We start from the raw sequence: 26,690 nt of genomic DNA, 5'->3' as shown, positions 1-26,690 counted from the left end.
ATGCCGATAATAGTAAATCTTGATGTGATGATGGCAAAACGAAAAATGTCATTAAATGAACTGAGCGACAGGGTAGGGATCACCATATCAAACCTTTCTATCCTAAAAACAGGCAAGGCGAAAGCCATCCGTTTTGAAACACTCGAAGCCATATGTAAGGCGCTTGACTGCCAGCCGGGGGATATTCTGGAATACAAGTGAAAGGGGAAAGGGGAAAGGGGAAAGGGGAAAGGGGAAAGGGGAAAGGGGAAAGGGATTATGTTAAATAGAGGTTCTCAAATCTCACGATCAAATCTCATGTCCATGTTCTCCGCGGCCCGTTCTTATTAATAAACCGATAAGCCGGCAAATCGTATAACTCCTGGTTCAGAAAAAAAGCCGCCCTCAACAGGCGGCTCTCTTCATTAACTATTAAAGCTATTAAACGCTTTTCTCTGCTTTAACAATCATATGAATGCTCATAGGTTGTTTATTCATCTCTTTTTGAATCCTGGCGCTGGTTGCAGCAGGATGGCTGTTCAGGTGCGGGGCAATAACCAGTGAAACTATCGACATTAATTTAATAAGGATGTTCATGGATGGGCCTGAAGTATCTTTAAACGGGTCACCTACAGTATCACCGGTTACTGACGCTTTGTGCGGTTCTGATTTTTTGTAGAAGATCTCGCCGTTGATATCGCAGCCTTTCTCAAATGATTTTTTAGCATTGTCCCATGCACCACCTGCATTGCTTTGGAAAATCCCCATCAATACACCCGATACGGTAACACCAGCCAGCAAGCCGCCTAACACTTCGGGACCAAAGGCAAAACCGATGATGATAGGGGTGATCAGCGCGATTAAACCGGGGGCAACCATTTCGCGGATCGACGCTTTGGTGGAGATAGCCACGCATTTTTCGTATTCTGGTTTACCCTCGTAAGTCATGATACCCGGAATTTCGCGGAACTGGCGCCTAACTTCTTCTACCATGGCCATGGCGGCCCTGCCCACGGCTGCTATCGCCAAGGCAGAAAAAATGAATGGAATCATTCCGCCAACAAACAGACCTGCCAATACATTGGCTTTATAAATATCAATATGTTCAATGCCTGCAACGCCCACAAAAGCCGCAAATAAGGCTAATGAAGTTAATGCTGCTGAAGCAATGGCAAAACCTTTACCTGTAGCAGCTGTAGTGTTACCAACAGCGTCCAGGTTATCGGTACGGTGGCGTACTTCTTCGGGCAGGCGGCTCATTTCGGCAATACCGCCGGCATTATCCGCAATAGGCCCAAAAGCATCTATCGCCAGCTGCATGGCCGTTGTTGCCATCATACCGGCGGCGGCGATAGCTACACCATATAAACCGGCAAAGTAATATGACCCGTAAATACCCGATGCCAAAACAAGGATAGGCAGTACAGTTGATTCCATACCTACAGATAAACCGCCGATGATATTGGTAGCGTGACCGGTTGACGACTGCCTGATAATGCTCAATACCGGACGTTTACCCATGGCGGTGTAGTACTCGGTTATAATCGACATTAAAGTACCTACCACCAGGCCAACCAATATCGATCCAAAAACACCGTTTTTTGTAAAAGGTATCACGTCAGTTTTTACCACCCCGTTAACTTCATCACGCACCATGTGAAATTCGCCCGAAGGCAACATCCATTGTACAACAAAATATGTAGCTATAGCAGTTAGTATAATTGATGCCCAGTTACCTATATTCAATGCTTTTTGCACACTGTCGGTTTCTGATTTGATTTTCACCATAGCCGCGCCCACTATTGAAAATATCAAGCCAAGGCCGGCAATTACCATTGGCAGCAATACGGGGGCAATACCACCAAAATTATCGTGCGATACAATCTCGCGTCCCAATACCATGGTAGCAAGCATGGTGGCTACATATGAGCCAAAAAGGTCGGCACCCATACCGGCAACATCGCCTACGTTATCACCTACGTTATCTGCAATGGTGGCCGGGTTACGCACGTCATCCTCGGGGATACCGGCTTCAACTTTACCAACAAGGTCGGCACCTACGTCGGCCGCTTTTGTGTAAATGCCGCCGCCAACACGGGCAAACAGCGCTATGGATTCTGCACCTAATGAAAAACCGGCTAAAACGTCAAGCGCTTTTGCCATGGCTTCGCCGTTAACACTGCTGCCTGCTACTTTAACAACATAAAACTGATAAAAAACAATAAAAAGCGATCCTAAACCAATAATAGCCAAACCGGCCACACCCAGGCCCATTACGGTTCCGCCGGTAAACGATACTTTTAAAGCTTGTGCCAAACTGGTCCGTGCGGCCTGTGTGGTTCGTACGTTAGCTTTGGTAGCAATACGCATCCCCAGATAACCTGCAAAGGCAGATAGAAACGCGCCTATCAGAAATGATATGGCAATAACAGGACTTGAAGTAGCAACCGTTGTGCCCGACCATGCCAGCAAAATACCGGCAACCACAACAAATCCGCCTAATATTTTCCATTCGGCACGTAAAAAGGCCATAGCGCCATCTGCAATGTAACCGGCAAGTATGACCATGTCGCCGTCACCGGCGTTTTGTTTGGTAACCCAGGCGGCTTTAATAGCCATAACAAGGATCCCGATAAGCCCCAAAACAGGAATTAAATAAATTAAATAATTGTTCAGAAAATCCATATCAAAAATTTGGTTTAATAAAGTAGTACTGCTTGGTTTAACAGTGTTTAATAACAATTGGTGATTGCAAAATAGTAATTTTATTTATTTACTATAGTGATCGTTAATATTAAAGTTTTTGAATAGTTTAGAGATTTAAACCCTAAAACAATATATGGCGAAAAACTCATCGCAACCAAAAATGAAACATGAGCTGAGCTTGCTGGACGGTACCATGCTGGTATCAGGATCCATGATAGGCTCAGGTATTTTTATTGTTAGCGCAGATATTACCCGTAATGTTGGTTCTGCCGGCTGGCTGATAGCTATCTGGGTTATCACCGGTTTCATGACCCTTACCGCGGCCCTAAGTTATGGCGAATTGAGCGGTATGTTTCCCAAAGCTGGTGGCCAATATGTATATTTAAAGGAGGCTTACAACAAGCTCGTCGCTTTTTTATATGGTTGGAGCTTTTTTGCAGTGATCCAAACGGGCACTATCGCGGCGGTGGGGGTGGCTTTCAGTAAATTCACCGCCTATTTAATACCTGCTTTTAGCGAGGATAATATATTATGGAAGTTGCAAACCGGGGCAACATCAACGGGTGATGCGAAGTTTTTTGCTATAAGTGCCGCCCAGGTGGTATCTATTATATTGATCATTATCCTTACTTATGTAAATACCCGCGGGGTAAAGGGCGGAAAGGTTATTCAAACCGTTTTTACTTTAACCAAGCTTATCAGTCTTTTTGGTCTTATAATTTTTGGCCTTTTTGCTTTTAAAGCAGATATATGGCATGCCAACTGGACAAACGCGTGGGATTTGCATAACCTAAATAAAGACGGCAGCATTACTACCCTCACCACAGGTACAGCACTTGGCGCTATTGCCGCGGCTATGGTGGGTTCGATTTTTAGCAGTGATGCCTGGAATAGCGTAACTTTCGTTGCCGGTGAAATGAAAAATCCAAAACGAGACGTTGCTTTAAGTATGATGTGGGGAACTATTATTGTAACCTTCATCTATGTGATGGCCAATGTTGTTTATACTGGTGTGCTTTCTTTACATGAAATTACTGTCGCGGACAAAGATAGGGTAGCAGTGGCTGCCTCACACGTTATTTTTGGTAACGTAGGTACTTATATAATCGCTCTCATGATTATGGTATCTACATTTGGTTGTAACAATGGCTTGATTCTTTCTGGTGCAAGGGTGTATTATACTATGGCTAAAGATGGCTTGTTTTTTAAACAAACCGGTACTCTGAATAAATTCGGTGTACCTCAGTTTGGTTTATGGATACAATGTGTTGTGGCTTCTTTGCTGTGTCTCAGCGGCCGCTATGGCGATTTGCTGGATATGATTTCATTTGTGGTAGTGGTATTTTATGTACTGACTATATTGGGCATTTTTATTTTACGTGCTAAACTCCCTGATGCCGAACGTCCTTATAAAGCTATAGGTTATCCGGTCTTACCCGCACTTTATATTATCATGGGGATTACATTTTGTATTTTGCTGCTGGTTTATAAACAAAGCTTTACGCTTATCGGGCTCGGAATTGTGCTTATAGGTTTACCCATATATTATATTTCGCAACGGAACGTTAAAAAACAGGATGAGGCGCTTACTGGTAATTAGTTTTTTATTTATAGGAGGATCTGCCGGAGCGCAAACGCTCCAGCAAAAAATATCAAATGCTTTTGGCAGGTTGCAGGCGGATAGCCAGTGCAATTATGCTTCAGTATCACTAACCGTACTTGATGCCAAAACCGGGGAGCAGGTATTTAGCGGTAACCCTAACATGGGTTTGGCTACCGCTTCAACGCTTAAAACCATTACCAGTATTACGGCTTTTAATATTTTAGGTCCCGATTTTCAATATCAAACGCAATTAGGTTATACCGGCGAGATTGGGGCCGATGGCACCCTGACCGGCGATATCATCATTAAAGGTGCCGGCGATCCAACCCTGGGCAGCTGGCGTTATGAGCAAACCAAAGAGGGGCATGTATTAGCGGTTATGGCCAATGCCTTGCAAAAGGCCGGCGTCAAAAAAGTTAATGGCCGCATCATTGGCGATGACAGCATCTTCGGTACACAATCCATCCCCGAAGGCTGGATCTGGCAGGACATCGGCAACTATTACGGAGCTGGCACATCGGGCCTTTGCTGGCGCGAAAATCAGTTTGATATAAAGCTGCGTACTGGTGCGGTTGGTAGCCCGGTTGGCATATCCCGTACTGTTCCGCTGATGCCATATCTTTCATTCAAAAGCGAGTTGGCAAATGGTTCCGCCGGATCAGGCGATAATGCTTATGCTTTTTTACCGGTTGGCAGTAAAGTAATATATCTGCGCGGAACTTATGCTATTGATCAGGATAAAAAAAGTATTTCGGCCGCTATCCCCGATGCTGCTTATGATGCTGCGTTGCGGCTTAATGATACGCTGAGGAGTTTAGGTATCATTATCGGTAATGAGCCGGAATCAGCCACTACTTTGAGTGCTAAAAATCTGCCATTGCCCATAATTGCTAAAAATCTGGTAACTATATCATCACCAACTTTAAGCAAAATAGTTTACTGGCTTAACCAGAAAAGTATTAACCTTTACGCTGAGCAGTTACTCAAAACAATAGCCTGGAAACAGGGCCGCAAGCCTACAACGGCAAATGGTGTGGATGAGGTACAAAAGTTTTGGCTGGCCAAAGGGATAGATCCCCGTAGCATGAATATTTACGACGGCAGCGGCCTTTCGCCAGGTGATAGGGTAACTACGTTAACGCTGGCCCGCATCCTGCAATCGGCAAAGAAGGAAAGCTGGTTTGCTGATTTTTATACAAGTCTGCCGGTTTATAATGATATGAAAATGAAAAGCGGTAGCATCAACAATGTGTTGTGCTATGCCGGTTATCAAACCAAAAACGGGCGAGAGCTTTGTTTTTCTATCATGGTTAATAATTTCAGCGGCCCGAGCCGTGGTATAAAGGAGAAAATGTTCAGAGTGTTGGATGAATTGAAGTAGTAAGAGTTTACAGGAATAATTTTGATGATTTGACGTTATATAGTGAACTTAATACTATAAACCTCATCATGAAAATATTAACCTTAGCTCCCCGCAAACCTATTACCTACGCTCCTGGATTAATTAGCCTGGTTTTATTTCCTGTGCTTTGCGTGCTTTACTTTCACCAGCATAAAGTGTTTACACAGCGGAACTGCATTGATTTGGTGATGTTTGATCCTTCGTGGCCCAAACTGACGCCTGCGGAACATAAGGTTAGCTTTCCGCCCGATAGAAGTTATATCGATGTTAACCTCAATGGAGATCCTGCGAGTGACAGGTCATTGCTTGATTTTGCCCGTATGGAAATCCGTACCATGCTAAAAACCAGGAATACTACGCTTGGCATACGCTTTCATTTTGGCAATAAATCGCAATATTGGACATATGTGAATGCCCTTGATATTTGTTATACTGAAAAGGTGCAGTCATGGATGGCTTATCAGGATTATATTTACGTTGTATACGTAAAACCCCGATATTAGTACAAGTTGAAGAACATATAAACCAATGAAAAAACTTAATATCCTTTTGTTATTTGCGATAGCATCATTCGTTGCCTGCAAAAGCAAATCCGGCTCAAATAATGACGTGCAATCCATCAAATTTAAGTTCACCGAGCTTGGCCGCGAAACGCAGTTCAGGATCACCTGTGATAAGTTTGATTATTACTTCCCCGAAGGGAAAGAAAAAAACTTTAACAAAAAGCCGGGAATTGATAGTGTTATGCAATTGCTAACCGGTATGAAGATGGTGAGTGACGGTACAGAACCGGACGTGCGCGGGAAGATCTATATTACACACACCACTAAAGCCGTTGATACCGTATGCGTTGGCGCTAAAGCACTCAGCTATAAAGGTACAACTTATGAAACGCCACAGGAGCTGTTGGTGTTGATACAAAAATAGGTTGCACAGGGGTGCAAATGGTTTGTTGTAATCAAGCCATTGTTCAGAGAATGAGCAGGATCATCTAAAAATGACAGCGGTCAGTTTTTCATTTTAGCCAGCCGTTCGGGCGAAAGCACGGTGATCTGGCTTCCTTTTTTATCGATTAGGTTTTCATCTTTAAAATCGGTAAGGGTACGGCTCACAGTTTCAGTTGCCACACCGGCCATAGCAGCAAGGTCTTCCCGCGAAATTTTGAAATCCCCACCCTGCTGTTTATGCAGTCGCACCAGGGTATCGGCCATCCTTTTTCGTACTGAGTTATACGCAAGCTGCAATAATTGCTCTTCCCGGTCGCGGATATGATTAGAAAGCAGTTTGATAAACTCACGCGCAATATCTGGGTATAAATTGAGCAGGTTATCCAGTTGGTCTTTCGGGATCAGGCACAGCTGGCTATCCTCCAGGGTGGTTGCTGTATCTGTGTAAGCCTCGTTCGAGAGCATGGCATTTACCCCAATGTATTCCTCGGCAGAGTGGATGGCTGTCATCAGCTCACGGCCATCGTTTGCCAGTTTAACGGTTTTAACTCTGCCTTTCAATATCAGGTACAAGCCATTCCCCTTATCACCATCATAATAAATTACCTGGTCTTTTTTAAACAGGCGCACCTTGCGTTCGCTAATAATACGTTTAAGTTCAGTGAGACCGCTATTCTTCGATACAATTGAGTTTAGGTTTTCGAGCGATTGACTATAAAAGCTTTGCTGGGCAGTTTTTTTCCTGAGCCTGCTTTCAATGGCGTTCAGCAGTTCAATATCATCAAAAGGCTTGGTTAAGTAATCATCCGCACCCATTTCCATGCCTTTACGTTGGTCAATCCGTTCGGCCTTTGCGGTTAAAAATATAAAAGGTATGGCGGCGGTTTCGGGGTTTTTATTCAGCATAAATAAAACGCCATAACCATCAAGCTCGGGCATCATGATATCGCAAAGTATTACATCGGGCAGGTTGTTAACGGCCAGTTCAATACCGGTTTTACCATTATCGGCTTCAAATACCGTGTAACCGGCCAACCCCAGTATTTCTACCACGTTTTCGCGGATATCGTTGTTATCTTCGATGATCAGAATTTTTTGGTTCATGATGCGGAAAATGAAATGGTGAATGAAGTACCCTCGTTTACGTTACTTTGAAAATCAACCCTGCCGTTCATAAGGGCAGTATACCGGGCCACAATATTAAGGCCCAAACCGGTGCCGGGGATATTGCCTGTATTGTGCGCTCTGAAAAATGCCTCAAATAAATGCTTCTGGTCACTTTCAGGAATGCCTATGCCATTATCTTTTACGGTAATGGAACAGCCGGAAGCATTTATTTCAGTACTAAATTCAATAAAGCTGTCTTCGCCCGAATATTTGATGGCGTTTGTGATGAGGTTGATGATGCAGTTTTTGAGCAGGTTAATATCGAGGTAAGCCATACTATCCGTACCTGTATGCTGATAAAGGATATTTTGATTTTGCTTGGCCATAATCTGCATTTCTTCAGTTAGCTCTTCGGCCAGCTTGACCAGGTCAAACCTGGTGTATGAAGGTTCAATACGCCCGGCTTCCAGTTTTTCGAGCGAGAGAAAATCATTCAGAATGGTAGTGAGGTTGCCAACGGCATTTTTAATTTTATTAACATGCTTGCTGATCTGCGGGCTGTGCAAAGGCTCGGCATATTTATCGATGAGCGAGGCTGATAATTGAACAGCGCTTAGCGGCGTACGAAACTCATGCGATGCCATGGATACAAAACGGCTTTTCAATTGCCCCAGCTCTTTCTCTTTTTCGAGGGACTGGCTTACTTCCTCCTTGGTTTTTTGCAGTTCAAGAACAAATTGTTTTAAGGAGAGGGTGCGTTCCTCTACCACCTCCTCCAGGTGTGATGTGTATTCCTTCAGCTTATCTTCAGCTTCCTTCTCACGGCTAAGGTCGTGTATAAAGCCGGCATATATTTTACGGCCCGAAAAATTTACGTCGCTAACCCCAAGTCTGAACGGGAATTGGGTGCCGTCTTTACGCAAGCCTGTTACTTCACGACCTATACCAATGATATGCGGTTTACCGGTAGTTTGATATCGATTGATATAATGATCATGCTCCTGCCTGTAAGGCTGGGGCATCAGCATCGATACATTTTTTCCGATAACTTCATGAGGTTCATATTGAAATAACTTGCAGGCCGATGGGTTAATAGATTCGACTATCCCCCGTTCATCGATAGTAATAATGCCATCGATAGCATTTTCAATAATGGCTTTTAATAAGGCAGCATTTTCCATAGATGAAGTTTGAAAGATTTATCAGCTTTTGCAAATATCAAATTTGATATGGATTTTTTACACCCAAAGATGGTATATCTTAATTTAAATCAAAATTTGGCCTGTTTTGTAAGAGGAAAGTTACCGGTAGTTAACTTTGAGTTTATGTGCTTAGGCGTTATTTGCGCCTTGTTAAAAAACAGCTAAATGAAAAAACTCCTGCTACTAACTATGCTTGGATTAGGCGGTATAAGTGTCTTAGCGCAAACCCTGGCCCCTGTTAAAAATGCCCCGACAGATTATGTAAAGATTAAAAACTACGGCCTGCTGACTTTATTTGAGCAGGATGCCGAAGTAAGCAATTTACTTAAAAACGATCCTGAACTGGTACAACTCACTCAGAAAAAGCTAAGCGCCCTTAGCACTTCTCTTACTGATTGTAAAGACGCGGCGTGCTTAGTAACTGCTGTAAAACTGACTGATGATGACATCAAAACCGTAAGCAACCGGCTTGAAGTGTTATATAAAACAGCCAATGCGCTTAACAGGATGGTTAAATCGAAACTGCTCCCATCAGGCTTTTATAGCTTGTATAAAAAACTATCGCCAGAGCAATTGCTTATAAAAGCATGGGAGCAGGACGCAGGTAGCATCAATTATACTATTGGCGTTTATGCTGAAGGCAAAAAGCCTAATTATCCGCAAATAGACTCTATCAGCTACAATATTAAATCGAGGGCATACTTCACGCTGATGTATGATGCCTCCGCTACATTGTTAGGTGATATTAAAGGAACAAAGCTGTTTTTTGAACCCGCTATGCAAGCAGCACTGCTTTATCTGCAGATCAACGAAAGGCATGATCCTGCCAATTACGAGCCAATGGAGCTAAACGCAAACAAGGCCGCGGTAACACGTGTACAAACCATTAAATGGGCCGATTATCCTTATTCAAATATTCTTGTACCCGGTGCTGGTCCGGATAATTTGACATCGCCATTGAGCGGGGAGGGGATGCTGCGTTGCAGGCTGGCGGTACAGGAATATAAGGCCGGCAAAGCCCCGTTTATCATTGTATCGGGCGGCAATGTGCATCCATATAAAACAAAGTATAATGAAGCTGGGGAAATGAAGGTTTATTTAATGAAAACCCTTCACATTCCTGAAAATGTGATCATCATTGAACCTCATGCACGTCATACTACAACAAATATGCGTAACAGTGCCAGGCTTATTTATAAATATGGCATCCCTGCCGATAAGCCCGGCATTGTAGTAACCGATAAATCACAAACCGATTTTATAATGAATATGGATGCCCGCTGCCAAAAGGAATTGAATTATGTGCCATACAAATTGGCCAAGCGTAACTCCGAAACCGAAGTTGAATATTACCCGGTAGAAGAAGCCAAACAAATTGATCCTGACGAACCACTTGACCCCCGTTAGGAGCTGAAGACAGAACGCGAAAAGCTTAAAGTTATCGTCTGATCACTAATGTAATTACTTTATTTAAACTTATGCAAAAGCTTACTTTAACTATAATAGCTGTTGTTTTAGGTGTTGGCAGCATCACCACCGGCACGATTGATCATAAACTTAACCGTGCCATAACTATCGACTCGTTGGGCGCCTGCCAGGGCATTTCATACCAAAATGGTCGCATATTTTTATATGGCGACAGGGAAGTAGGAGTGATCCGGGAGTTTAAGCTGGAAAATGACAGCCTGGTATATCAGCATAAGGAATATAAGCTAACCCAAAACGGGCAGGATATTATTAACCACCCAACCGGTATAGCTTATAACAATGATAAGGGCCCGACATTTATAGGTAATTCCATCCGCCTTAATGCAGCGGGCAGCCAATGGAGGGCGGTAATTTATAATGTAAACTGGAAAGGATTACTTAAAACCGGCACGCTTGATGGTAACTTAATTAATACCATTGAGGATGATGCCTGTATCCAGGGCACCCGTCCGGAATATGTAAAATATAATAATAAGTGGTATGTAGCCACTGCCGATTATGGCGATCATGGCAACGAGGTGCGTTTATACGACCCCGAAAAACTGGCTAAAGCCAAAAGCACGAAGGAACCCGGTGTGCTCTACAAAAAATTTACATGTACACCCTGGGTACAAAACCTGTTTTGGAAGGCTGATAAAGGCATTTTAGTGTTGATCCAGAATAAACTTGAAGGCAGGCAATGGCGGTTTACTTATGTTGATCTTAAGAAATCAATAGAAGCTGGTAAGCAGGTGGTGCTAAGCCAGGTTGATGGTATTGACAGGGGCGATGAGCTGGAAGGCTTTTCCTTGCTTGGCGGTGATGAGAAGGGGATAGCTGTAACGTCATCACGGAAAAATAACGTGAATTTTACCACTACTTCATGGTAGTATTGAACAACTGACTAAAGTAAAAATGCCTGCAAAGAGGCAGGCATTTTTCTATTTTTTGTTTAATGTAAATTTAACACTAAGGTATCCTTTGGTTAAGATAACAGGTTTAGCTTTGCTGTCATTATTACAATATTAATAACTCTATATTAATATTATTTAATGATAACGCAATAATAATTATTAAATTATTAATCTTTTGCTCATGTCTTTAAAAATATCGCCTATGTAACATAACTTCAACTTAACATCGGGCCCGGCGATAAAACTAAGAACCGGTGAATGCGCTAACACTCACCTGGTCCGGGATAATTGTCAAATAACTCAAAAGCGGTCCAAGGCTTTAAGTCATTTCTTTCAACAATCAATTTTAAAAATATGAATAAAAAGATTAATCCAAATCTTTTGAGCAGGTTTTTTTTAATTCCTGTATTGTTTTTACTGGTTTTGCTAAAACCTTTTATCTCAGGCGCTTCGGCAAAAAATATAGTATATAACGCAACCCAAATCACCGGTATTGTTACCGACGAAACTAATCTTCCGTTACCCGGCGTATCAGTTCGGATCAAAGGGACTGATAAGGGTACCGCAACTAACACAAACGGTAAATATACCATCTCGGCCGATGAAGGCGCCGTGCTGGTTTTTAACTTTATTGGTTATGAGCAACAGGAAATAGCTGTTGGCGGTTCATCAACCATTAACGTTAAGATGAAACCAAAGTCAAACATGCTTAACGAGGTAGTAGCCATCGGTTACCAGTCTATTCGTAAAAGTGATGTTACCGGCTCTATTGCCAGCGTTAAAGCCAGTGACCTTAATCTCTCCGCTCCTTCGTTAGGACAGGCCCTTGCCGGTAAAGTATCAGGTGTACAAGTATCTCAAACCAGCGGTGCACCATATACAAGCACTAAAATCAGGGTAAGGGGCGTTGGCTCATTCAATGCCAGCTCTGATCCCCTATATGTAATTGACGGTTACCCGGCCGGTAATGATATCTTCATTAACCCCGATGACATCGAAAGCATCGACATTTTGAAAGATGCTGCATCTGCTGCTATCTACGGTTCACGTGCATCGGGCGGTGTGGTATTGATCACTACCAAAAAAGGTAAAGAAGGTAAAGGCCGCTTTGAATATGATGTGCAAACAGGCGTTGATCAGCTTGCCCATAAAGTGAAATTGCTTGATGCCGATCAGGCAGCACTGCTGGTTATCGACGGTCGCAACAACGCTTATCATGACCTTTGGGTAAACTCAGGCCATACCTGGAACGACGCCATGTACTCTGATAACAACGCAACCCGCGTTACTAACGTTGGTAATTCAGGCAGTGTAAGTATTCCGAATGGCTTGTATGATTTTGCTTCGCAAACCCCTATTAAACAAACAGTACATACTGATTGGCAGGACGAGCTGTACCGCAACACGTTTTTCCAGAAACATACCTTGTCTTTTTCCGGAGCGTCGAATGGTATTCGTTATTATGTAAGCGGCGCGTATCAAAACCAGCCAGGTATTATTCAATCAACAGGTCAGCAACGTGTTAACTTTCGTACAAATATTGATGGTGATGTCAGCAAACGTATCCATATTGGTGCAAATATAGCTTATACTCAAAATACCAACCAGGAAACACAGGAAGGCCGCTTTGATCATAGCCCAATCCTTGGCGCCCTGATTTATATGCCTTACCTGCCTGCTTATAATGCTGATGGTTCTTTACAAACAAACGTTGAAGCTGCCGGTTCATCACAATACGGCTATCAGAGCATCGAAAATCCTGTGGCACTTGCCGAGCGTATTAAAATTAATAGAAAGGGTTACCGTAGTACTTATAATGCAAACGTTACTTATAATATTTTGCCTGGTTTTAATTTTAAAACCAACCTTGGTACACAAACCTATACCGAAAAATACGATTACTACTACCCAACCACGATAAGCAGTGGCGCGTTCCCTCCGGGATCTCAGCAGTCAATACTGGCGGCCAACGCACAGGCATCAAACCTTGTTAACGTTGACAGGCTGGCTGAGTTTACGTTGAATTATACCAAACAATTTGGTAAACACCACTTTGATGCGTTAGCCGGTTACACTGCGCAAAAAACAACCAGCGATTACATCAGTGTAAAAGCAAACGGTTTTCAGAGTGATTATGTACCAGAACTTTCAGGTAAAGGTGCCGATGCAGCCTTCTTTAGTTTAAACTCGGCTTCTAAAAGTACTTATACATTATTGTCATATCTTGGTCGTGCAAACTACAACTATGCGGGTAAATATTTCTTAACCGCATCGTTTCGTGCCGATGGTTCTTCTCGTTTCGGACCTGCAAATAAATACGGTTATTTCCCTTCTGTGGCCGCAGGCTGGAACCTTTCTGACGAGTCTTTCTATCACAATTTCCTTGGCGAACAGTCAACAGTTAAGATTCGTGCAAGCTGGGGTAAAAGTGGTAACTTCAATATCCCTAACTACGCTATCGCACAAACCCTGGCCAGCCCGGTTGGTGCAGTGTTAAACGGTGGTATTGCTACTGCTACATACGCCGGCGGTTTAAAGGATCCTAAGCTAAGCTGGGAAACAACCTCACAATATAACTTTGGTGCCGATATTGGTTTACTTAACGGCCGTTTACAGGTTATCGCCAACTATTATTTAAGTTATTCATATAACCTTTTGTACAATCAGCCAATTTCGGCAATATCCGGCAGTACTACTATCTTAACTAATCTGCACGACTCAAGGATCCGTAATACCGGTTTTGACTTGCAGTTAGATGGTAAGATAATTAATACAAAGGATTTTACATTTGGCGCGAGCGGTAATATTTCATTAAACCGCAACAAAGTAGTTAAACTGCCTGCTCAAAATACCCTCATCATCAACGGTGCCGAGCGTTCATACCTTACCAGTATAACTACCCAGGGCCAGCCTATCGGTATGTTCTACGGTTTCCAGGTTGGTGGTATAATCAACGCTTCTAACTATGGTAAAACTGCTCCATCAGCTTCTCAAACCAACCCTGCCAAAATTGGCGACCTTTGGTTTGTTGATACCAATAAAGACGGTGTTGTGAATGATGCTGATAAAACCATTATCGGTTCACCATATGCTAAATTTACTTACGGCTTCGCCCTTAACAGCACTTACAAACGTTTTGACTTCGGTGCTTCATTCAACGGTTCTTATGGTAATAAGATACTTGACGGCCAGGATTATTATTTGTACAATGGGGAGGGTTCTGGTAATCAGTATGCTAATGTTGCACAACGTTATCGTAACGAAGCTGAACCAGGGGACGGTTCATTTTACCGTGCTTCACGTGCCGGTACGCAAAGTAACAGTACCCGTTTATCAACTTTTTACCTGCAAAGCGGCTCATATCTGCGTTGTACCAACCTTACTTTAGGTTATACCTTGCCTGCCTTCCTGCAGCAAACTTTAGGCCTGAGCAAAGCACGCGTTTTTGCCAGCGTTGTGAACGCATTTACCATCACCAAGTATAAAGGTTATAACCCCGATGTGGATTATAACTATTCAGGCGCTGCTTCAAACAATACTCAGCCTGCCAATCTGGCCCCAGGTATCGATTATGGTACTTACCCGCTGGTTAGATCTTATAACTTAGGTGTTAATGTTACTTTTTAATGAATTTTTTAAAGAGATATTGAGATGAATAAAAAATTTGTAGCCATTGCCTGCCTTGCAGTTGCAGTGGCGATAAGCCCGTCTTGTAAAAAAGACTTTTTAAATGAGAGTGACCCCAACGCTATAACGGTTGATGCCAGCTATAAAACCCCTAATGATGTGTTACTGGCTGTAAACGGTATTTATCAATCGTTACGCAGTGGTAATAACGTTGGCGAAAGCAGCGACTTGTGGACCGATCAACGGTCTGACGATACAGGTACTCAGGATAACCAGTCAAACGCAGGCGAACCTTTTCAGTTTGGTAATTTTTCGATACTGCCAAGCAATACCTATCTTAAAAGTCATTGGGTATCGCTTTATGGTACTGTTACACGTGCTAATGTGGTATTGTCGCATATTGATGCTGTGCCGTTTCCGGATAATAGTGTAAAGTTGCAATACATGGCCGAAGCCAAATTTTTGCGTGCATTTACTTATTTTGAATTGGTGCGCCTTTGGGGGGATGTACCGTTGGTTACTAAGCAATTATCTTATGCTGAATTGCCTACAGCTACTTTCCGCGAAAAGCAAGCCGTTGTTTACCAACAGATAGTAGCCGATCTGACAGACGTTATCAATAACAGCCCGCTCCCTAACCTGCAAGCTTCTACCGGCAGAACCTCAAAAGCGGCTGCTAATTTCCTGTTGGGTCAGGTGTATCTTACTATGGCAACTACCCAGGATCAGGCTAACCGTACAACTAACCTTACCAATGCCAAAACATATCTAATGAATGCTTATAATATGCGTACTTTTGGCACGCTAAACAGCATCCCTTATACTGATGTTTTTGATGTCGCAAAAAAAACAACATGTCCGGAGTTAATCTTCCAGATAGTAAATATTCAGGGTGATGTTAATTATAGCTCTTCAATTGCGGCTAATTTCCAGGCGAAGGGTGAGACTATCAACTCGCAAAAAAAATCATCAGGTGCTGGTTATAATGTTACTCATGATTTGATTAATGAGTATGAAACCAACGATCCCCGCATGACTTTCTCTGTTAAATATGCCAATGATCCTATTGTGAAAGATTGGTTTGTTACTAAATTCAGGGATGTGAGCACCAGTGCCGGCGTAAATGGCTACGGCGGTAACGACTGGATCCTGATGCGCTATGCTGATGTGATCCTTTCCCTGGCCGAAGTTAATAACTACCTTGGCGATCAGGCTGCTGCTATCGGCTTCCTTGACCAGGTACGCACACGTGCAGGTATGCCAACTTATGCGGCATCTATGACTAACAGTGATTATGCTGCCAAATACCCAACATTAAAGCTGGCTATTTTGCATGAGCGCCGTGTTGAGCTTGCTTTTGAGCATCACCGCTGGTATGATCTGTTGCGTACCTTTAACGATGCAGATCTGGTAGCTTACTTCAAAGCAAAAAAACAAACTGATTTTGGTTTGGCTTCATTGGCAAACTTTACCACTAAAGATCGTTATTACCCAATTCCTTTTGATGAGTACAAACTTGACCCTGTTAAGATGTACCAAAACCCGGGTTATTAATACTGGTGTTATATAGAAGGAAGCCGCCTCGTAAGTCAATTATGAGGCGGCTTCTTTTATCATCTGTTAATGGGTATTTATCAAATTCAAATAACATTTCTGTTATGTATTAAGTTTGTTTTGCCTCCGGAAAATATAAAGTGTTGATCTACTGCAAACTTTTGTTTGAGTTTTGTAAGAACTGATTTACCTGAAGCAAATAGTGATGTAGTTATCATTAAGTTTGTGTAGCTCATCAAAGCAAAAAAATGAAAACGGTAACAGTAGAAGATTTTTATAAAAACGCCGCCGAGCGTACCAACAGCACGGTGGGAGACCTGCTTCCGACTGATATCAACAAGGAGATAGGGCATTTTAATGTATTTAACCTTAGCGACATCATCGCTATAGTAAAAAAAGACCCAACCCATGTGCCTTACAATCGCAGGCTATATTACAAGATAAACCTGGTAAGGGGCCGAAACATAGCTGAGTATGCTGATAAGGTGATCAATATTGAAAAAAATGCGCTGGTATTTGGTACCCCAAAAATCCCTTACAGTTGGAAACCACAGGATATGGAACAGTCTGGCTATTTTTGTATTTTTACTGATGAATTTTTGGTGCAATCAAAAAGTGGGGTAATATTGGATTCATTGCCTATTTTCAGTCCCGGAGGGTGCCCTGTGTTTATGCTTACTGATGAACAAGCAGAGGAGATCACACTTGTTTTTGGGAAGATGCAGCAGGAAATAGCATCAGACTATCTGTACAAGTATGATCTGATCAGAAATTATGTGCTGGAATTGATTCACTATGGCCAAAAATTGCAGCCATTTACCAATTATAATAACAGTCATAATGCATCTGCAAGGGTATCATCCCTGTTTATTGAGCTGCTTGAAAGGCAATTTCCAATAGCGTCACCCGATCAAAAGGTGATCCTGCGTACTGCTAAAGACTATGCCGACAGGCTCGCTGTTCATAGTAACCATCTCAATAAGGTATTAAAAGAAAGCACTGGAAAAACAACCACCGAACATATAGCCAACAGGCTCATCCAGGAGGCCCGCATCCTGCTTAAACAAACCGACTGGAATATTTCGGAAATAGCCTATAGCCTGGGCTTCGGGCAATTATCACATTTTTCAAACTTCTTTAAAAAGCAAACATCGTTATCGCCGGTTGAAGTGCGGAATTTGGTTGGGTGAGGGCTGGCTGCCGATAATTATCTAAATGTTAAAAATGATTGTCGTTAATTGAAAGAGAAACTGAGTCTATATAAAAAAACGTTGGTCATTTGAACGACAGATTAAATGAATTTACCTTGAATAATGGGTATAGGTTTGACAGGGGTGAAGCTAATGATTATGAATAATATCGCAATTGATGCCAATATTCTGCTTTACGCCTCAGATGATTTTTATCACAAAAAAGCAAAAAATAATAACCCCATTTAAGGCAAAAGGATAATAATATTTCGAGGTAATTATCCTATTTACAACTCATCATCCTGAGTTAAAAGAAAAAGTTTATCATGATTGATAATACTGATCTTTTTGCCATTTGTGCTAATCAGTTTTTCCTGTAACAACTCGTTAACTACCCTGAAAACGGTTTCGTAAGTGGCGCCGGCGTATGAGGCCAGGTCCTGCCGGGTAAGTTCTACATCAATATGGCCTTCCGGGTTTGTACCAAACTGATTTTTGAGGCTTATGAGTGCCTGGGCAACGCGGCCCTTTACCGGCATATGCGCGAGATTACGCATTTTGCGTTCAGCCTCCTGCAGTTCGTCGGCAAAAAATAACATTAGCTGGTAGGTAAACTGAGGGTTTACTTTTAAAGTAGCTTCAAAAAACTCCATATCAATGTAGCATATAATACCTGCTTCCAACGCTGTTGCCGAAATAGGGTAGTGGGTGGCATGTTTACCCAACACACGGTGACCAAAAATGGCACCCTTATTGGCAAAGCGAATAATAAGTTCTTTATCCGGCCCCCATTTTTTATGAACTTTTACATTGCCTTCATAAACAAAGTAAATTCCTTTCACCGGGTCGCCTTCACTGAAAATAACCTGTCCTTTTTTTACATTAAAGTTTTTTTTGTTGGCTGCAATTGCAGGCAGCCACTCTTTTATACAGCCTTTACATAAAAGACAGGTTTGATTATCGCACTGGATATTTCTTTTCATTCAAATCTTGATCAATCAGTCAACGTTTTGTTGTAAAAATATCAATGAAAATTGTATTTTTTATCAAAACAATGAATTTTAATCGATGAATTTTTCTATAATTATTGATTTATATGATTTTAACAATGATAAATCATGTTTTTTGTTAAGTGAAAAGATTAATTATGCTTTTTAAGGTTTGTTTTAAGCGTTTATTTTGTGTGTTTATTAATAAACGGAATCTTGTTTTAAGAGGATGTGCAAAATGAGACGGTTCATTTTAAAAAAGCCTCATATTATCCCATTTTTTACAGCAAACATTACCAGCCCGGCGGTATTGCGTACGCCCACCTTATCTATCAGGCGCTGCCTGATCCCTTCAACCGAGCGTGGGCTAAGGAACAGTTGTTGGCCCATCTCATTGGCTGTTTTTTCGGCACAAATCAGTTTCAGTACATCCTGTTCCCGCTCGGTAAGTTCAACACCTTCTTTAAAAGATGGCTTGATATTGCCTTTTATCACCAATTTCTTTAAAAGTGCGTTGCTTACTATATTGTTAAAGTAATAGCCTGTTTCGTGTACCGAATATATCGCTTTCCTGATTTCTTCAGCTTCTGCGTTTTTTAGCAGATATCCGTTGGCGCCAATCTCCATTAAATGAATTACGAACTTTTCGTCATCGTACATCGTCACCACTAAAATTTTCATATCAGGATACTTCTTTTTAATGTGTTTGGTAGCTTCCATGCCATCCATAACAGGCATTTTAAGGTCCATGATAATTACATCGGGCATATTGGTTTCAATGCCTTTTATCAGGTCTTCACCATCGCCGGCCTCAAGCATTACTTCCAGGTTCTCATCCTGGGTAAGTCCAATTTTGAGGCCGTCCCTGTATATGGTATAATCATCGGCTATGGCAATTTTAATAGGTTTCATCGCCTTATTTTGATTGTTATAATGGTTAAATAGTAATTGTTCGGGGGATGCTGATATTAATGTAGTATCCCTCGGGCTTGTGATTGAATGATACCTTGCCTTTCAGCAAAATGATGCGGGTTTGGATAGCTTTGAGGCCAAGGCCCTGTTTATTAAACTTCAGTTCTTCATATTGTGCATGGCTAAGCCCCTTCCCATTATGAAAAATACTAATGTTTAAAGCATCGTGGTTATAAGTTGATGTGATATGTATTTTTTTAGGTCTGGCATGTTTAAGTATATTGTTCATTAACTCCTGCACCATGCGGTATATGCTAATATCATTTTCATTAGCCTGGGTTGTATATGAATCATCAAGATCGGTGGTAATAAATATCAGGTCGTTATTTGTTATTTTCTCAACAAAATGCCTGATTGCTTCATTTAACCCGAACTCTTTCAGAATACTGGAGTGCAAATTGTGCGAAATACCACGCACCTGTTTAATGGCCATGTCAAGCAGCTCCTGTCCTTTTTCATACCTCGGCTCATTGTTTTTATCAATAACGTTGATCTTTACTCCTTGTAGATGCAGCTTTGATGCCGATAAAATGGCGCCCACTTCATCATGTAGCTCTTCGGCAATACGATGACGTTCAGTTTCTTCACTGCGCACAGCTGCTTCTATCAACTGGTTTTGCTGGGTTTGATGCAGCCTTTGTATTTTTTGCTGATACTGGTATTTCTTACGCTGAAAAAATATAAAAATGAGCAATATGCTCGCGAATAAGGAAAGCATAACCGCAATGCCCATAAAGAGCAGGAGCCTGATATCATCATTCGTTTGTTTCATATAAACCTTTCGCTATAAATACACATAAAATAGTATACGTGAAATTGTGGATATTCCACAGGTTTATGGCAAAATTGTGCAGGCGTATTGTGAGTTCATTGTATAACAAAAAAATAAAAAAATTTACAGTGTAGTAAATACCCAGGCCGGTTACTATCCAAAAGTCGGGCTGTTTCTTACCGGGTTCTTCATCGTCGGTTATTTTAAACAGGTAATACTGCATACAATAAAACATCATAATTACCGCCTCAAATGATAGTAATCTGCTGCTCAATTGTCCGTAATCAAAAAAATTTTGATAAAAGCTGAAATTGATAAGTACAAACCCTAAAAAAATATACGGCGCTATCCTTTTTGTTTTGGACAAAAACTGCTGGTTTAACTTTATAAAAAAAGAGCTGAATAATAACACCCTGATTATGGAGTGTATATTATACAGATAATTATTGGTGTTGTATGGATGCGGTAAAATTGTTTTAAGCTTCCATATGACATCAATAGTTACATTAATTGCCAGCGCTGTCCATAAATATATAACAACAGGTTTGTTAAAAACAGGTTGTTTTTTCTTCAAACAAAGAATGGCCAGGGGAATGAGCAACGCCCAAACCTCCGACCAGTCAGATATACCTTTTATTAGCTGTTCCACTTTGCAGCAGTTTTGTAACACTATTACATTTTTGCCGGAGGTGATGGATTTGAATCAACATCCCCGGTGTCTGAGTCGCGGTAATCAATAGGTACACCGTTTTTTATAAGGCTGATGGCGTATACAAGGTGCTGGTTGGAAGCTATGATCTTAGGAGTAAAAACCAGGAAGTCATAATCACGTTTTTTTCCGCTATCGGTTGAGATAATCGCCATAATAGCTTTTTTGGTTAGATACGTATTGCCTAAAACCACCGGGCCGGTTAAGTTAACCAGTGTATCTTTTGTAATAGCCAGTGTATCGGGATGCATCGGGTTAAGATAGCCTCCGGCTGTATCCAGAATATATGATACAAGCTGATATGGCTTTTTAACGTCATCGATCTGGGGGCTGTAAAACTGAAAAACAAAGTTGTCAGTTTTGGCCGAGTCGAGCCAGTGATTAACCTGTGTAGCGGTGTACTTTACCTGGGCAAATTTGGTAGCCTGCCTGCATGAAGTCATGGCAAAAAACAAGCAAATAATAATCGCGGCAGCGATCGGTCTGAATAAGTTAAAAGGTCGTTTTTTCATGATATAATAGGTTTAATATGCAGGTAATATAGTTGTATTATTTGTATTTTATGTTGGTAATAATAAATTATATAAGTGAGAAATTATTTATACTACTGTGAAAAAATTTCTCACTAATTATTTATTGTTCGCTTCGTTTTCTGCTGATTTTCCTATACCGCAAAGTTAGTAGGTGTGAAATAGTGTGAAAGGGTGTTTTTATGGTTTGTATACGTATAAATACTTATTTTTTTTATTCGGTATTTTTTCTCTAATAAGCCTGTTTAAATAAGCGGAGGTTTGTATTGTGATAAGCGAATAAGAAAAACCGGTTAAGAAGCGCTTCGGTTCTGTTCGCTCTGATCAAAGGAGCTAACCCGAAAATCCTTTAAAGAGTAGGGACATTTATTTATCCTAATAACCTTTTTAGTCATGGCAATTAACAGTGAATTTGTCTCCACCTCGCAGGAGATCATCAACATCCAGGTAGTTATCGATACCGATGCAATTACTACCGATTATCCAAACCCAAGTCAGGATCCTAACAATCCAACAGGTTTGCCGCATAACTATATGTATATGGTTGCTACCCGCGGTAATACCATGACCGGATCTGGCGGCGCCGACCTTAACATCAAAGCTGATGTAGGTGATGTTATACGCTGGTATGCAGTATCAGAGTACGGTAACTTTGATTCGGCTGTAGTTATTTACAAGTTAGCATGGTATGCGCAGGATGTAGTATTTGATGGTGAAACTTTCAATGTATATACGCGCACAGGCATTTTGCCAATTAATGGTACCGCTATTCCGGTTGGCTTTTCTACTCAAAATTTTTGGTTTAACCAGGCTACTGTAATTAGCAAAGGTACCGAGCAATACAACGTGCAGTTTGCACTTTATGTGCGCCAGCGGGGCGTTGATAATCCGGTATTATTTGGTTACTATTACTGGGACCCAACCGTTACCGTACAAAGCTAATCCAGCTTAAACCCGAATTAAAAGAACAGGCACAAGCCCGGTTTATCATCAAATGATACCGGACTTGTGCCTGATTTCCATTAAACGGCTTTAAAGCTTTTTTATTTGGTTTTACCACTACCTCCTTTACTGTCAACTCCCTCGGGTTGGTCGGTTGGTTTTTCATTTCCAACGGTAGTTGAATCATGTTGCTCTGTTGGCTGGTCTTTGGTTGGTTCGGTAGCCTTTAACCCGGCATAAGTGCCAGCACTGATACCCATCATCAGCAATATATTGTTATCAAAATCGGGAAGCAGGTTTGATGATACGGTTTTTTGTATAAAAATTAGCCCGAACAGGATATTGAACAGCACGTTTTGAAGGCGCTGGATATTGATGCTGGTCCTGTCTGATAGGATATCGTGAAAAAAGCCTTCACTATGTGCTTTAGGATCAATCTCCGTTTTGGTTTTTTGGTCATTTTCGATAACCTTGCCCGTAGCCATAGTTGCAGCGCTAATGCCCAGGATAGCCAGCAGTGAGCCTGGGATATCAGGAAGTGCCCCCGTTTCATTACATATATACAGGTAGGTGACCGAAAAAATGACCGTCCAATAAAGAAGTTGCGTGCGGCTCAGACTGTAGTATAAATTGCTGTCATCTTTTAAAATATTGTTTTTTAAGCCCATAGCCAGGAAGCCGGCCATAATAGCGGCCATTATCCATACCCAAACCCGGTTTATTTTCTGTTTAACCTCAAGTTGTGTTTTTATTAATCCTTTGGTTATGTAGCCACCTGAATAGCCCACCGAAAAATAAACCGGGATGCGGGCTTTATCGATGGATTTGCTGGCTAAAAACTGCACGGCCAGGTTCTGTACCGACTCATCTATTTTGAAATACACGATCTTTTCGTAGTCATTATTACTCCAAAAAGCAGTTTCTCCTACTTTGATATCGTCAACATACAGGGTTTTGAACGAATCGATTGGGAGTGTAGTTTTGAGCCTGATAGCGATGATCTCATTTAACCTGGCCGAATCTTTTCTTCCACTTAGGTTGTAAATATTTAATATAGAATCAGGAAGAAGGGCTTTAGTTACTGAATCTTTTTTAACCCTGTTATTTTTTACACTATCGGGGTTTGCGGGCTGAGCGTGAACTGTTACAGAGAAAGTAAGAATAAAAAAAACAGCTGTAAATAGTTTAAAAACTTGTTTTTTTAAACAGGGGTTCAGTAACAGCAGTGAAGCTATTACAGCTAAGCATAACAGGAAGGCCATCGGTTTAATAATTGTTGCCTACTCTTTGATCCCTTTTTCGGCACACAGGTATTACTGGTAATCAAATTTAAATTAAATACTGAACAAAATGAATACCTAATATCAGGTATTTTATTTTTAATTAATTGGTAATAAGTTGATTGCGGTGTTATTGGCTGGTTTTTTTTAATAGTGATTTTTAATGTAAAATCCCCGTTATTGTATAAAATCGGCAACAAAAGGTTAATATATCATTATACTGAGCCCTTGTCACAGAGGTATTTTTAGCCGTGCAAATATCTTGTTGCATATTACCGGTTAATCCATTATCCTGATGAGATCTAAATTTACCTTCAGCGCGATTATTGCTGCCTGTTGTTTACTGCCCTGTTTTTTGTATGCACAGGTTAAACCTGCTGCTAACTTAATGAAGCTTAACGCGCAGGAATATCTTGAATATAAGGGCGTAAATGTAATGCTTGCACATGATTTTTACCCCGAGGGGCACCAGGGTGGGGTAGGCATTATTCAAAACGGACAGCGTGTAGCTACCAATGGTGATATCAGGCTGGAGCCTACGCCGGGTCAATGGTCGCCTATACCCAAAGTAGGTAAGCGTGTGGTTAATAAAGCTACCGGCGAAGTAAGCGTACGCATGGAGTTCCCCAACCCGGATATGAACCGCCATGGTTTTAACCCTATTATCTATCCGGATCTGAATTTTGCTTATAATATTCGGGTGATCCCTGCGGGAAAGGCGTTCAGGATCATTATTGATTTGGACAAACCATTGCCCGATAATTGGATAGGTAAAGTTGGTTTTAACCTGGAGTTATTCCCGGGGATTTTGTTTGGCAAATCTTATTACATGGATAAGCAATTTGGCGTATTCCCTCAACAGGCCGACGGACAAACTTATATCGACAAAGAAGGTGAAACCCAGGTTATGCCCATGGCCGAAGGCAGAAAGCTCACTATTACGCCCGAAACCGATTTGCAGCGCATGACTATCGAAAACCTTTTGGGCGGCAGCCTGCAATTGTTAGATGGCCGGGCCAAGCATAACAATGGCTGGTTTGTAGTACGTTCGTTAGTGGCTAAAGGCGTGTCAAAAGATGCTGTAGAATGGCTGATAACTCCAAATGCTGTAGAGGGCTGGCAATCGCAACCGGTAGTTCAGGTATCGCAGGTAGGCTATCATCCCGCGCAGCAAAAAATTGCGGTAATTGAACTGGATAAAAATGATAAAAGAGTATTGCCGGTTTCGCTGATGAGGATAAATGAAAACGGCGGACTAATAACCGCTTTGAAAGCTACACCCACCATTTGGGGAGATTTTTTAAGGTATCATTACCTGCAATTTGATTTTACAAAGATCACCACACCGGGTATGTACTTGGTGAAATATGGCAATTATCAAACTGAGCCATTCCAGATCAGCACTGATGTATTTAGAAACGATGTATGGCAGCCAACGCTTTCATATTTCCTGCCTACACAGATGTGCCATATGCGGGTTAACGAAAAATACCGAGTATGGCATGGCTTATGCCATATGGATGATGCCCGAATGGCACCGGTTGATTCCAACCATTTCGACGGCTATATTCAGGGGCATAGTACACTCAATAAATATAAACCGGGCGATAACGTGCCATTTCTCGACCGCGGTGCATGGCATGATGCCGGGGATTTTGACCTGCGGGTTGAATCGCAGGCAGAAACGGTACATGGGCTTACATTAGCTTATGAGGCTTTCGATGTAAAATATGATAACACAACTATCGACCAAAAGAACCACATCGTTGAAATTCACCAGCCCGATGGCAAGCCGGATATGCTGCAACAGATTGAGCACGGTTTATTAGCCATTACAGGAGGCTACCAGGCCTTGGGACGTTTTTACCGTGGAGTTATTGAGCCAACCATCAGGCAGTACACCATTTTGGGTGATGCCGCCAATATCACCGATAACACACCTTTTGTAACCAATGCTTCAAATATTAACCCTGTATTGAAAACTCCCGCGGCGGCTGATGACCGCTGGGTGTTTACGGAGGAAAACCCTGGCCGTTCGTTAGAAACAGCCGCCGCCCTGGCTGCTGCAAGCCGTGTAATGAAGGGATATAATGATACACTTGCTACGCAATGCCTGCAAATAGCACAGGAAGTTTGGAAAAACACACCTGACCAGACTTTGCGCCATCGGGTTGCTTTGGCGGTAGAATTATTCATCGCCACAAAAGATAAAACCTATGCCGATTACCTGGTAAACAATACCGATGCGATAGCCAATAGTATTGATAATACCGGCTGGCTGGTTGGCCGCACCATGGGGTTGATCAATGATGCAAATTATCATGATAAAATAACCGAAGCAGTAAAAAAACTATATGCTCAAATTCAGCTGCAGGGAAGTAAAACCCCTTATGGAGTTCCGTATGAACCCAATATTTGGGGAGCGGGGTGGGGTATCCAGAATTTTGGTTATAAACTATACTTTTTATACTCCGGTTTTCCGTCTGTTTTTAGCGACACCTATATGCTGCACGCCATTGATTTTGTGCTGGGCTGCCATCCAGGTTCTAATACGGCTTCGTTTGTATCGGGCGTAGGTTCAAAATCAATGACAACAGCCTACGGCTTTAACCGGGCCGACCGCTCATATATTCCCGGTGGTATTACCTCCGGCACGGCGCTTATCCGGCCTGATTTTCCGGAACTGCTTAACTGGCCTTACCTATGGCAACAGGGCGAATACGTTTTGGGCGGTGGCACAACCGACTACCTGTTTTTAGTTTTAGCGGCCGATCATGTTTTAAATAAAAAGTAAGCTT

The 26,690-nt window shown here is 41.9% G+C and carries 21 protein-coding genes; 12 read left to right on the top strand and 9 right to left on the bottom strand.

What is annotated here, in order from left to right; genetic code table 11:
- Window positions 1-201 (top strand): helix-turn-helix domain-containing protein, encoded by a 201-nt coding sequence (locus DIU38_RS17240; RefSeq protein WP_091163076.1) that lies wholly within the window; start codon window positions 1-3, stop codon window positions 199-201.
- A 219-nt stretch (window positions 202-420) separates the two neighbouring features.
- On the opposite strand, the gene DIU38_RS17235 is transcribed toward DIU38_RS17240, so the two are convergent.
- Window positions 421-2,664, bottom strand: coding sequence for a sodium-translocating pyrophosphatase (locus DIU38_RS17235; protein WP_112652273.1), 2,244 nt, complete (start codon window positions 2,662-2,664; stop codon window positions 421-423).
- A 154-nt stretch (window positions 2,665-2,818) separates the two neighbouring features.
- On the opposite strand from DIU38_RS17235, the gene DIU38_RS17230 reads away from it, so the two are divergent.
- From DIU38_RS17230 to DIU38_RS17215, 4 genes are all read left to right on the top strand, one after another.
- Complete coding sequence (locus DIU38_RS17230; RefSeq protein WP_112652236.1) at window positions 2,819-4,285, top strand: APC family permease; 1,467 nt, start codon at window positions 2,819-2,821, stop codon at window positions 4,283-4,285.
- A complete protein-coding gene (gene dacB, locus DIU38_RS17225; protein WP_112652237.1) occupies window positions 4,263-5,669 on the top strand; it encodes a D-alanyl-D-alanine carboxypeptidase/D-alanyl-D-alanine endopeptidase in 1,407 nt (468 codons plus the stop codon). The genes DIU38_RS17230 and dacB overlap by 23 nt, the downstream gene beginning before the upstream one ends.
- Window positions 5,670-5,737: 68 nt before the next feature.
- A complete protein-coding gene (locus DIU38_RS17220; RefSeq protein ID WP_112652238.1) occupies window positions 5,738-6,193 on the top strand; it encodes a hypothetical protein in 456 nt (151 codons plus the stop codon).
- 25 nt (window positions 6,194-6,218) lie between these two features.
- Entirely contained in the window at window positions 6,219-6,617 is a 399-nt protein-coding gene (locus tag DIU38_RS17215; RefSeq protein ID WP_112652239.1) for a hypothetical protein, read from the top strand.
- 80 nt (window positions 6,618-6,697) lie between these two features.
- Here the strand turns inward: DIU38_RS17215 and DIU38_RS17210 are convergent, their stop codons facing one another.
- Both DIU38_RS17210 and DIU38_RS17205 read right to left on the bottom strand, forming a co-directional pair.
- A complete protein-coding gene (locus DIU38_RS17210) occupies window positions 6,698-7,741 on the bottom strand; it encodes a response regulator (protein WP_112652240.1) in 1,044 nt (347 codons plus the stop codon).
- The gene (locus tag DIU38_RS17205) at window positions 7,738-8,925 is read right to left on the bottom strand and encodes a PAS domain-containing sensor histidine kinase (RefSeq protein WP_112652241.1); all 1,188 of its coding nucleotides are present in this window, start codon (window positions 8,923-8,925) and stop codon (window positions 7,738-7,740) included. The genes DIU38_RS17210 and DIU38_RS17205 overlap by 4 nt, the downstream gene beginning before the upstream one ends.
- A 186-nt stretch (window positions 8,926-9,111) precedes the next feature.
- On the opposite strand from DIU38_RS17205, the gene DIU38_RS17200 reads away from it, so the two are divergent.
- From DIU38_RS17200 to DIU38_RS17180, 5 genes are all read left to right on the top strand, one after another.
- Complete coding sequence (locus tag DIU38_RS17200) at window positions 9,112-10,353, top strand: YdcF family protein (protein ID WP_112652242.1); 1,242 nt, start codon at window positions 9,112-9,114, stop codon at window positions 10,351-10,353.
- A gap of 71 nt (window positions 10,354-10,424) precedes the next feature.
- Entirely contained in the window at window positions 10,425-11,303 is an 879-nt protein-coding gene (locus tag DIU38_RS17195) for a hypothetical protein (RefSeq protein ID WP_112652243.1), read from the top strand.
- Window positions 11,304-11,681: 378 nt separating this feature from the next.
- Complete coding sequence (locus DIU38_RS17190) at window positions 11,682-14,954, top strand: SusC/RagA family TonB-linked outer membrane protein (RefSeq protein WP_112652244.1); 3,273 nt, start codon at window positions 11,682-11,684, stop codon at window positions 14,952-14,954.
- A 24-nt stretch (window positions 14,955-14,978) separates the two neighbouring features.
- Complete coding sequence (locus DIU38_RS17185) at window positions 14,979-16,508, top strand: RagB/SusD family nutrient uptake outer membrane protein (protein ID WP_112652245.1); 1,530 nt, start codon at window positions 14,979-14,981, stop codon at window positions 16,506-16,508.
- Window positions 16,509-16,756: 248 nt separating this feature from the next.
- Window positions 16,757-17,698 carry a helix-turn-helix domain-containing protein gene (locus tag DIU38_RS17180; RefSeq protein WP_112652246.1) on the top strand — a complete coding sequence of 314 codons (942 nt, stop codon included), beginning with the start codon at window positions 16,757-16,759 and terminating at the stop codon, window positions 17,696-17,698.
- A 287-nt stretch (window positions 17,699-17,985) separates the two neighbouring features.
- Here the strand turns inward: DIU38_RS17180 and DIU38_RS17175 are convergent, their stop codons facing one another.
- From DIU38_RS17175 to DIU38_RS17155, 5 genes are all read right to left on the bottom strand, one after another.
- Window positions 17,986-18,681 (bottom strand): Crp/Fnr family transcriptional regulator, encoded by a 696-nt coding sequence (locus DIU38_RS17175; RefSeq protein ID WP_091163089.1) that lies wholly within the window; start codon window positions 18,679-18,681, stop codon window positions 17,986-17,988.
- Between the two features lie 270 nt (window positions 18,682-18,951).
- Window positions 18,952-19,599, bottom strand: coding sequence for a response regulator transcription factor (locus DIU38_RS17170; protein WP_112652247.1), 648 nt, complete (start codon window positions 19,597-19,599; stop codon window positions 18,952-18,954).
- 25 nt (window positions 19,600-19,624) lie between these two features.
- On the bottom strand, window positions 19,625-20,431 hold the full coding sequence (locus DIU38_RS17165) for a sensor histidine kinase (RefSeq protein ID WP_112652248.1): 807 nt from the start codon (window positions 20,429-20,431) through the stop codon (window positions 19,625-19,627).
- Window positions 20,415-21,080, bottom strand: a complete 666-nt coding sequence (locus DIU38_RS17160; RefSeq protein WP_146750329.1) for a hypothetical protein — start codon at window positions 21,078-21,080, stop codon at window positions 20,415-20,417. The genes DIU38_RS17165 and DIU38_RS17160 overlap by 17 nt, the downstream gene beginning before the upstream one ends.
- Before the next feature lie 23 nt (window positions 21,081-21,103).
- Entirely contained in the window at window positions 21,104-21,652 is a 549-nt protein-coding gene (locus DIU38_RS17155; RefSeq protein WP_112683086.1) for a hypothetical protein, read from the bottom strand.
- 411 nt (window positions 21,653-22,063) lie between these two features.
- Between DIU38_RS17155 and DIU38_RS17150 the strand changes: the two genes are divergently transcribed.
- Window positions 22,064-22,612, top strand: coding sequence for an inclusion body family protein (locus DIU38_RS17150; protein WP_091163093.1), 549 nt, complete (start codon window positions 22,064-22,066; stop codon window positions 22,610-22,612).
- 101 nt (window positions 22,613-22,713) lie between these two features.
- On the opposite strand, the gene DIU38_RS17145 is transcribed toward DIU38_RS17150, so the two are convergent.
- Window positions 22,714-23,874 (bottom strand): hypothetical protein, encoded by a 1,161-nt coding sequence (locus DIU38_RS17145; protein ID WP_112652251.1) that lies wholly within the window; start codon window positions 23,872-23,874, stop codon window positions 22,714-22,716.
- Between the two features lie 313 nt (window positions 23,875-24,187).
- Here DIU38_RS17145 and DIU38_RS17140 point away from each other — a divergent pair, with 313 nt between their 5' ends.
- Window positions 24,188-26,686, top strand: coding sequence for a glycoside hydrolase family 9 protein (locus tag DIU38_RS17140; protein ID WP_112652252.1), 2,499 nt, complete (start codon window positions 24,188-24,190; stop codon window positions 26,684-26,686).
- Window positions 26,687-26,690 lie beyond the last annotated feature (4 nt).

It is taken from the genome of Mucilaginibacter metallidurans, assembly GCF_003286435.2.
Taxonomy (GTDB): domain Bacteria; phylum Bacteroidota; class Bacteroidia; order Sphingobacteriales; family Sphingobacteriaceae; genus Mucilaginibacter; species Mucilaginibacter gossypii.
This window is presented reverse-complemented; position numbering and strand designations above follow the sequence as displayed.

Coding starts and splice junctions, on each gene's coding strand:
- DIU38_RS17190 (WP_112652244.1), top strand. CDS start 11,682: ATGAATAAAAAGATTAATCCAAATCTTTTGAGCAGGTTTTTTTTAATT.
- DIU38_RS17170 (WP_112652247.1), bottom strand. CDS start 19,599: ATGAAACCTATTAAAATTGCCATAGCCGATGATTATACCATATACAGG.
- DIU38_RS17215 (WP_112652239.1), top strand. CDS start 6,219: ATGAAAAAACTTAATATCCTTTTGTTATTTGCGATAGCATCATTCGTT.
- dacB (WP_112652237.1), top strand. CDS start 4,263: ATGAGGCGCTTACTGGTAATTAGTTTTTTATTTATAGGAGGATCTGCC.
- DIU38_RS17205 (WP_112652241.1), bottom strand. CDS start 8,925: ATGGAAAATGCTGCCTTATTAAAAGCCATTATTGAAAATGCTATCGAT.
- DIU38_RS17230 (WP_112652236.1), top strand. CDS start 2,819: ATGGCGAAAAACTCATCGCAACCAAAAATGAAACATGAGCTGAGCTTG.
- DIU38_RS17240 (WP_091163076.1), top strand. CDS start 1: ATGCCGATAATAGTAAATCTTGATGTGATGATGGCAAAACGAAAAATG.
- DIU38_RS17165 (WP_112652248.1), bottom strand. CDS start 20,431: ATGAAACAAACGAATGATGATATCAGGCTCCTGCTCTTTATGGGCATT.
- DIU38_RS17155 (WP_112683086.1), bottom strand. CDS start 21,652: ATGAAAAAACGACCTTTTAACTTATTCAGACCGATCGCTGCCGCGATT.
- DIU38_RS17195 (WP_112652243.1), top strand. CDS start 10,425: ATGCAAAAGCTTACTTTAACTATAATAGCTGTTGTTTTAGGTGTTGGC.
- DIU38_RS17235 (WP_112652273.1), bottom strand. CDS start 2,664: ATGGATTTTCTGAACAATTATTTAATTTATTTAATTCCTGTTTTGGGG.
- DIU38_RS17180 (WP_112652246.1), top strand. CDS start 16,757: ATGAAAACGGTAACAGTAGAAGATTTTTATAAAAACGCCGCCGAGCGT.
- DIU38_RS17145 (WP_112652251.1), bottom strand. CDS start 23,874: ATGGCCTTCCTGTTATGCTTAGCTGTAATAGCTTCACTGCTGTTACTG.
- DIU38_RS17220 (WP_112652238.1), top strand. CDS start 5,738: ATGAAAATATTAACCTTAGCTCCCCGCAAACCTATTACCTACGCTCCT.
- DIU38_RS17185 (WP_112652245.1), top strand. CDS start 14,979: ATGAATAAAAAATTTGTAGCCATTGCCTGCCTTGCAGTTGCAGTGGCG.
- DIU38_RS17140 (WP_112652252.1), top strand. CDS start 24,188: ATGAGATCTAAATTTACCTTCAGCGCGATTATTGCTGCCTGTTGTTTA.
- DIU38_RS17200 (WP_112652242.1), top strand. CDS start 9,112: ATGAAAAAACTCCTGCTACTAACTATGCTTGGATTAGGCGGTATAAGT.
- DIU38_RS17210 (WP_112652240.1), bottom strand. CDS start 7,741: ATGAACCAAAAAATTCTGATCATCGAAGATAACAACGATATCCGCGAA.
- DIU38_RS17150 (WP_091163093.1), top strand. CDS start 22,064: ATGGCAATTAACAGTGAATTTGTCTCCACCTCGCAGGAGATCATCAAC.
- DIU38_RS17175 (WP_091163089.1), bottom strand. CDS start 18,681: ATGAAAAGAAATATCCAGTGCGATAATCAAACCTGTCTTTTATGTAAA.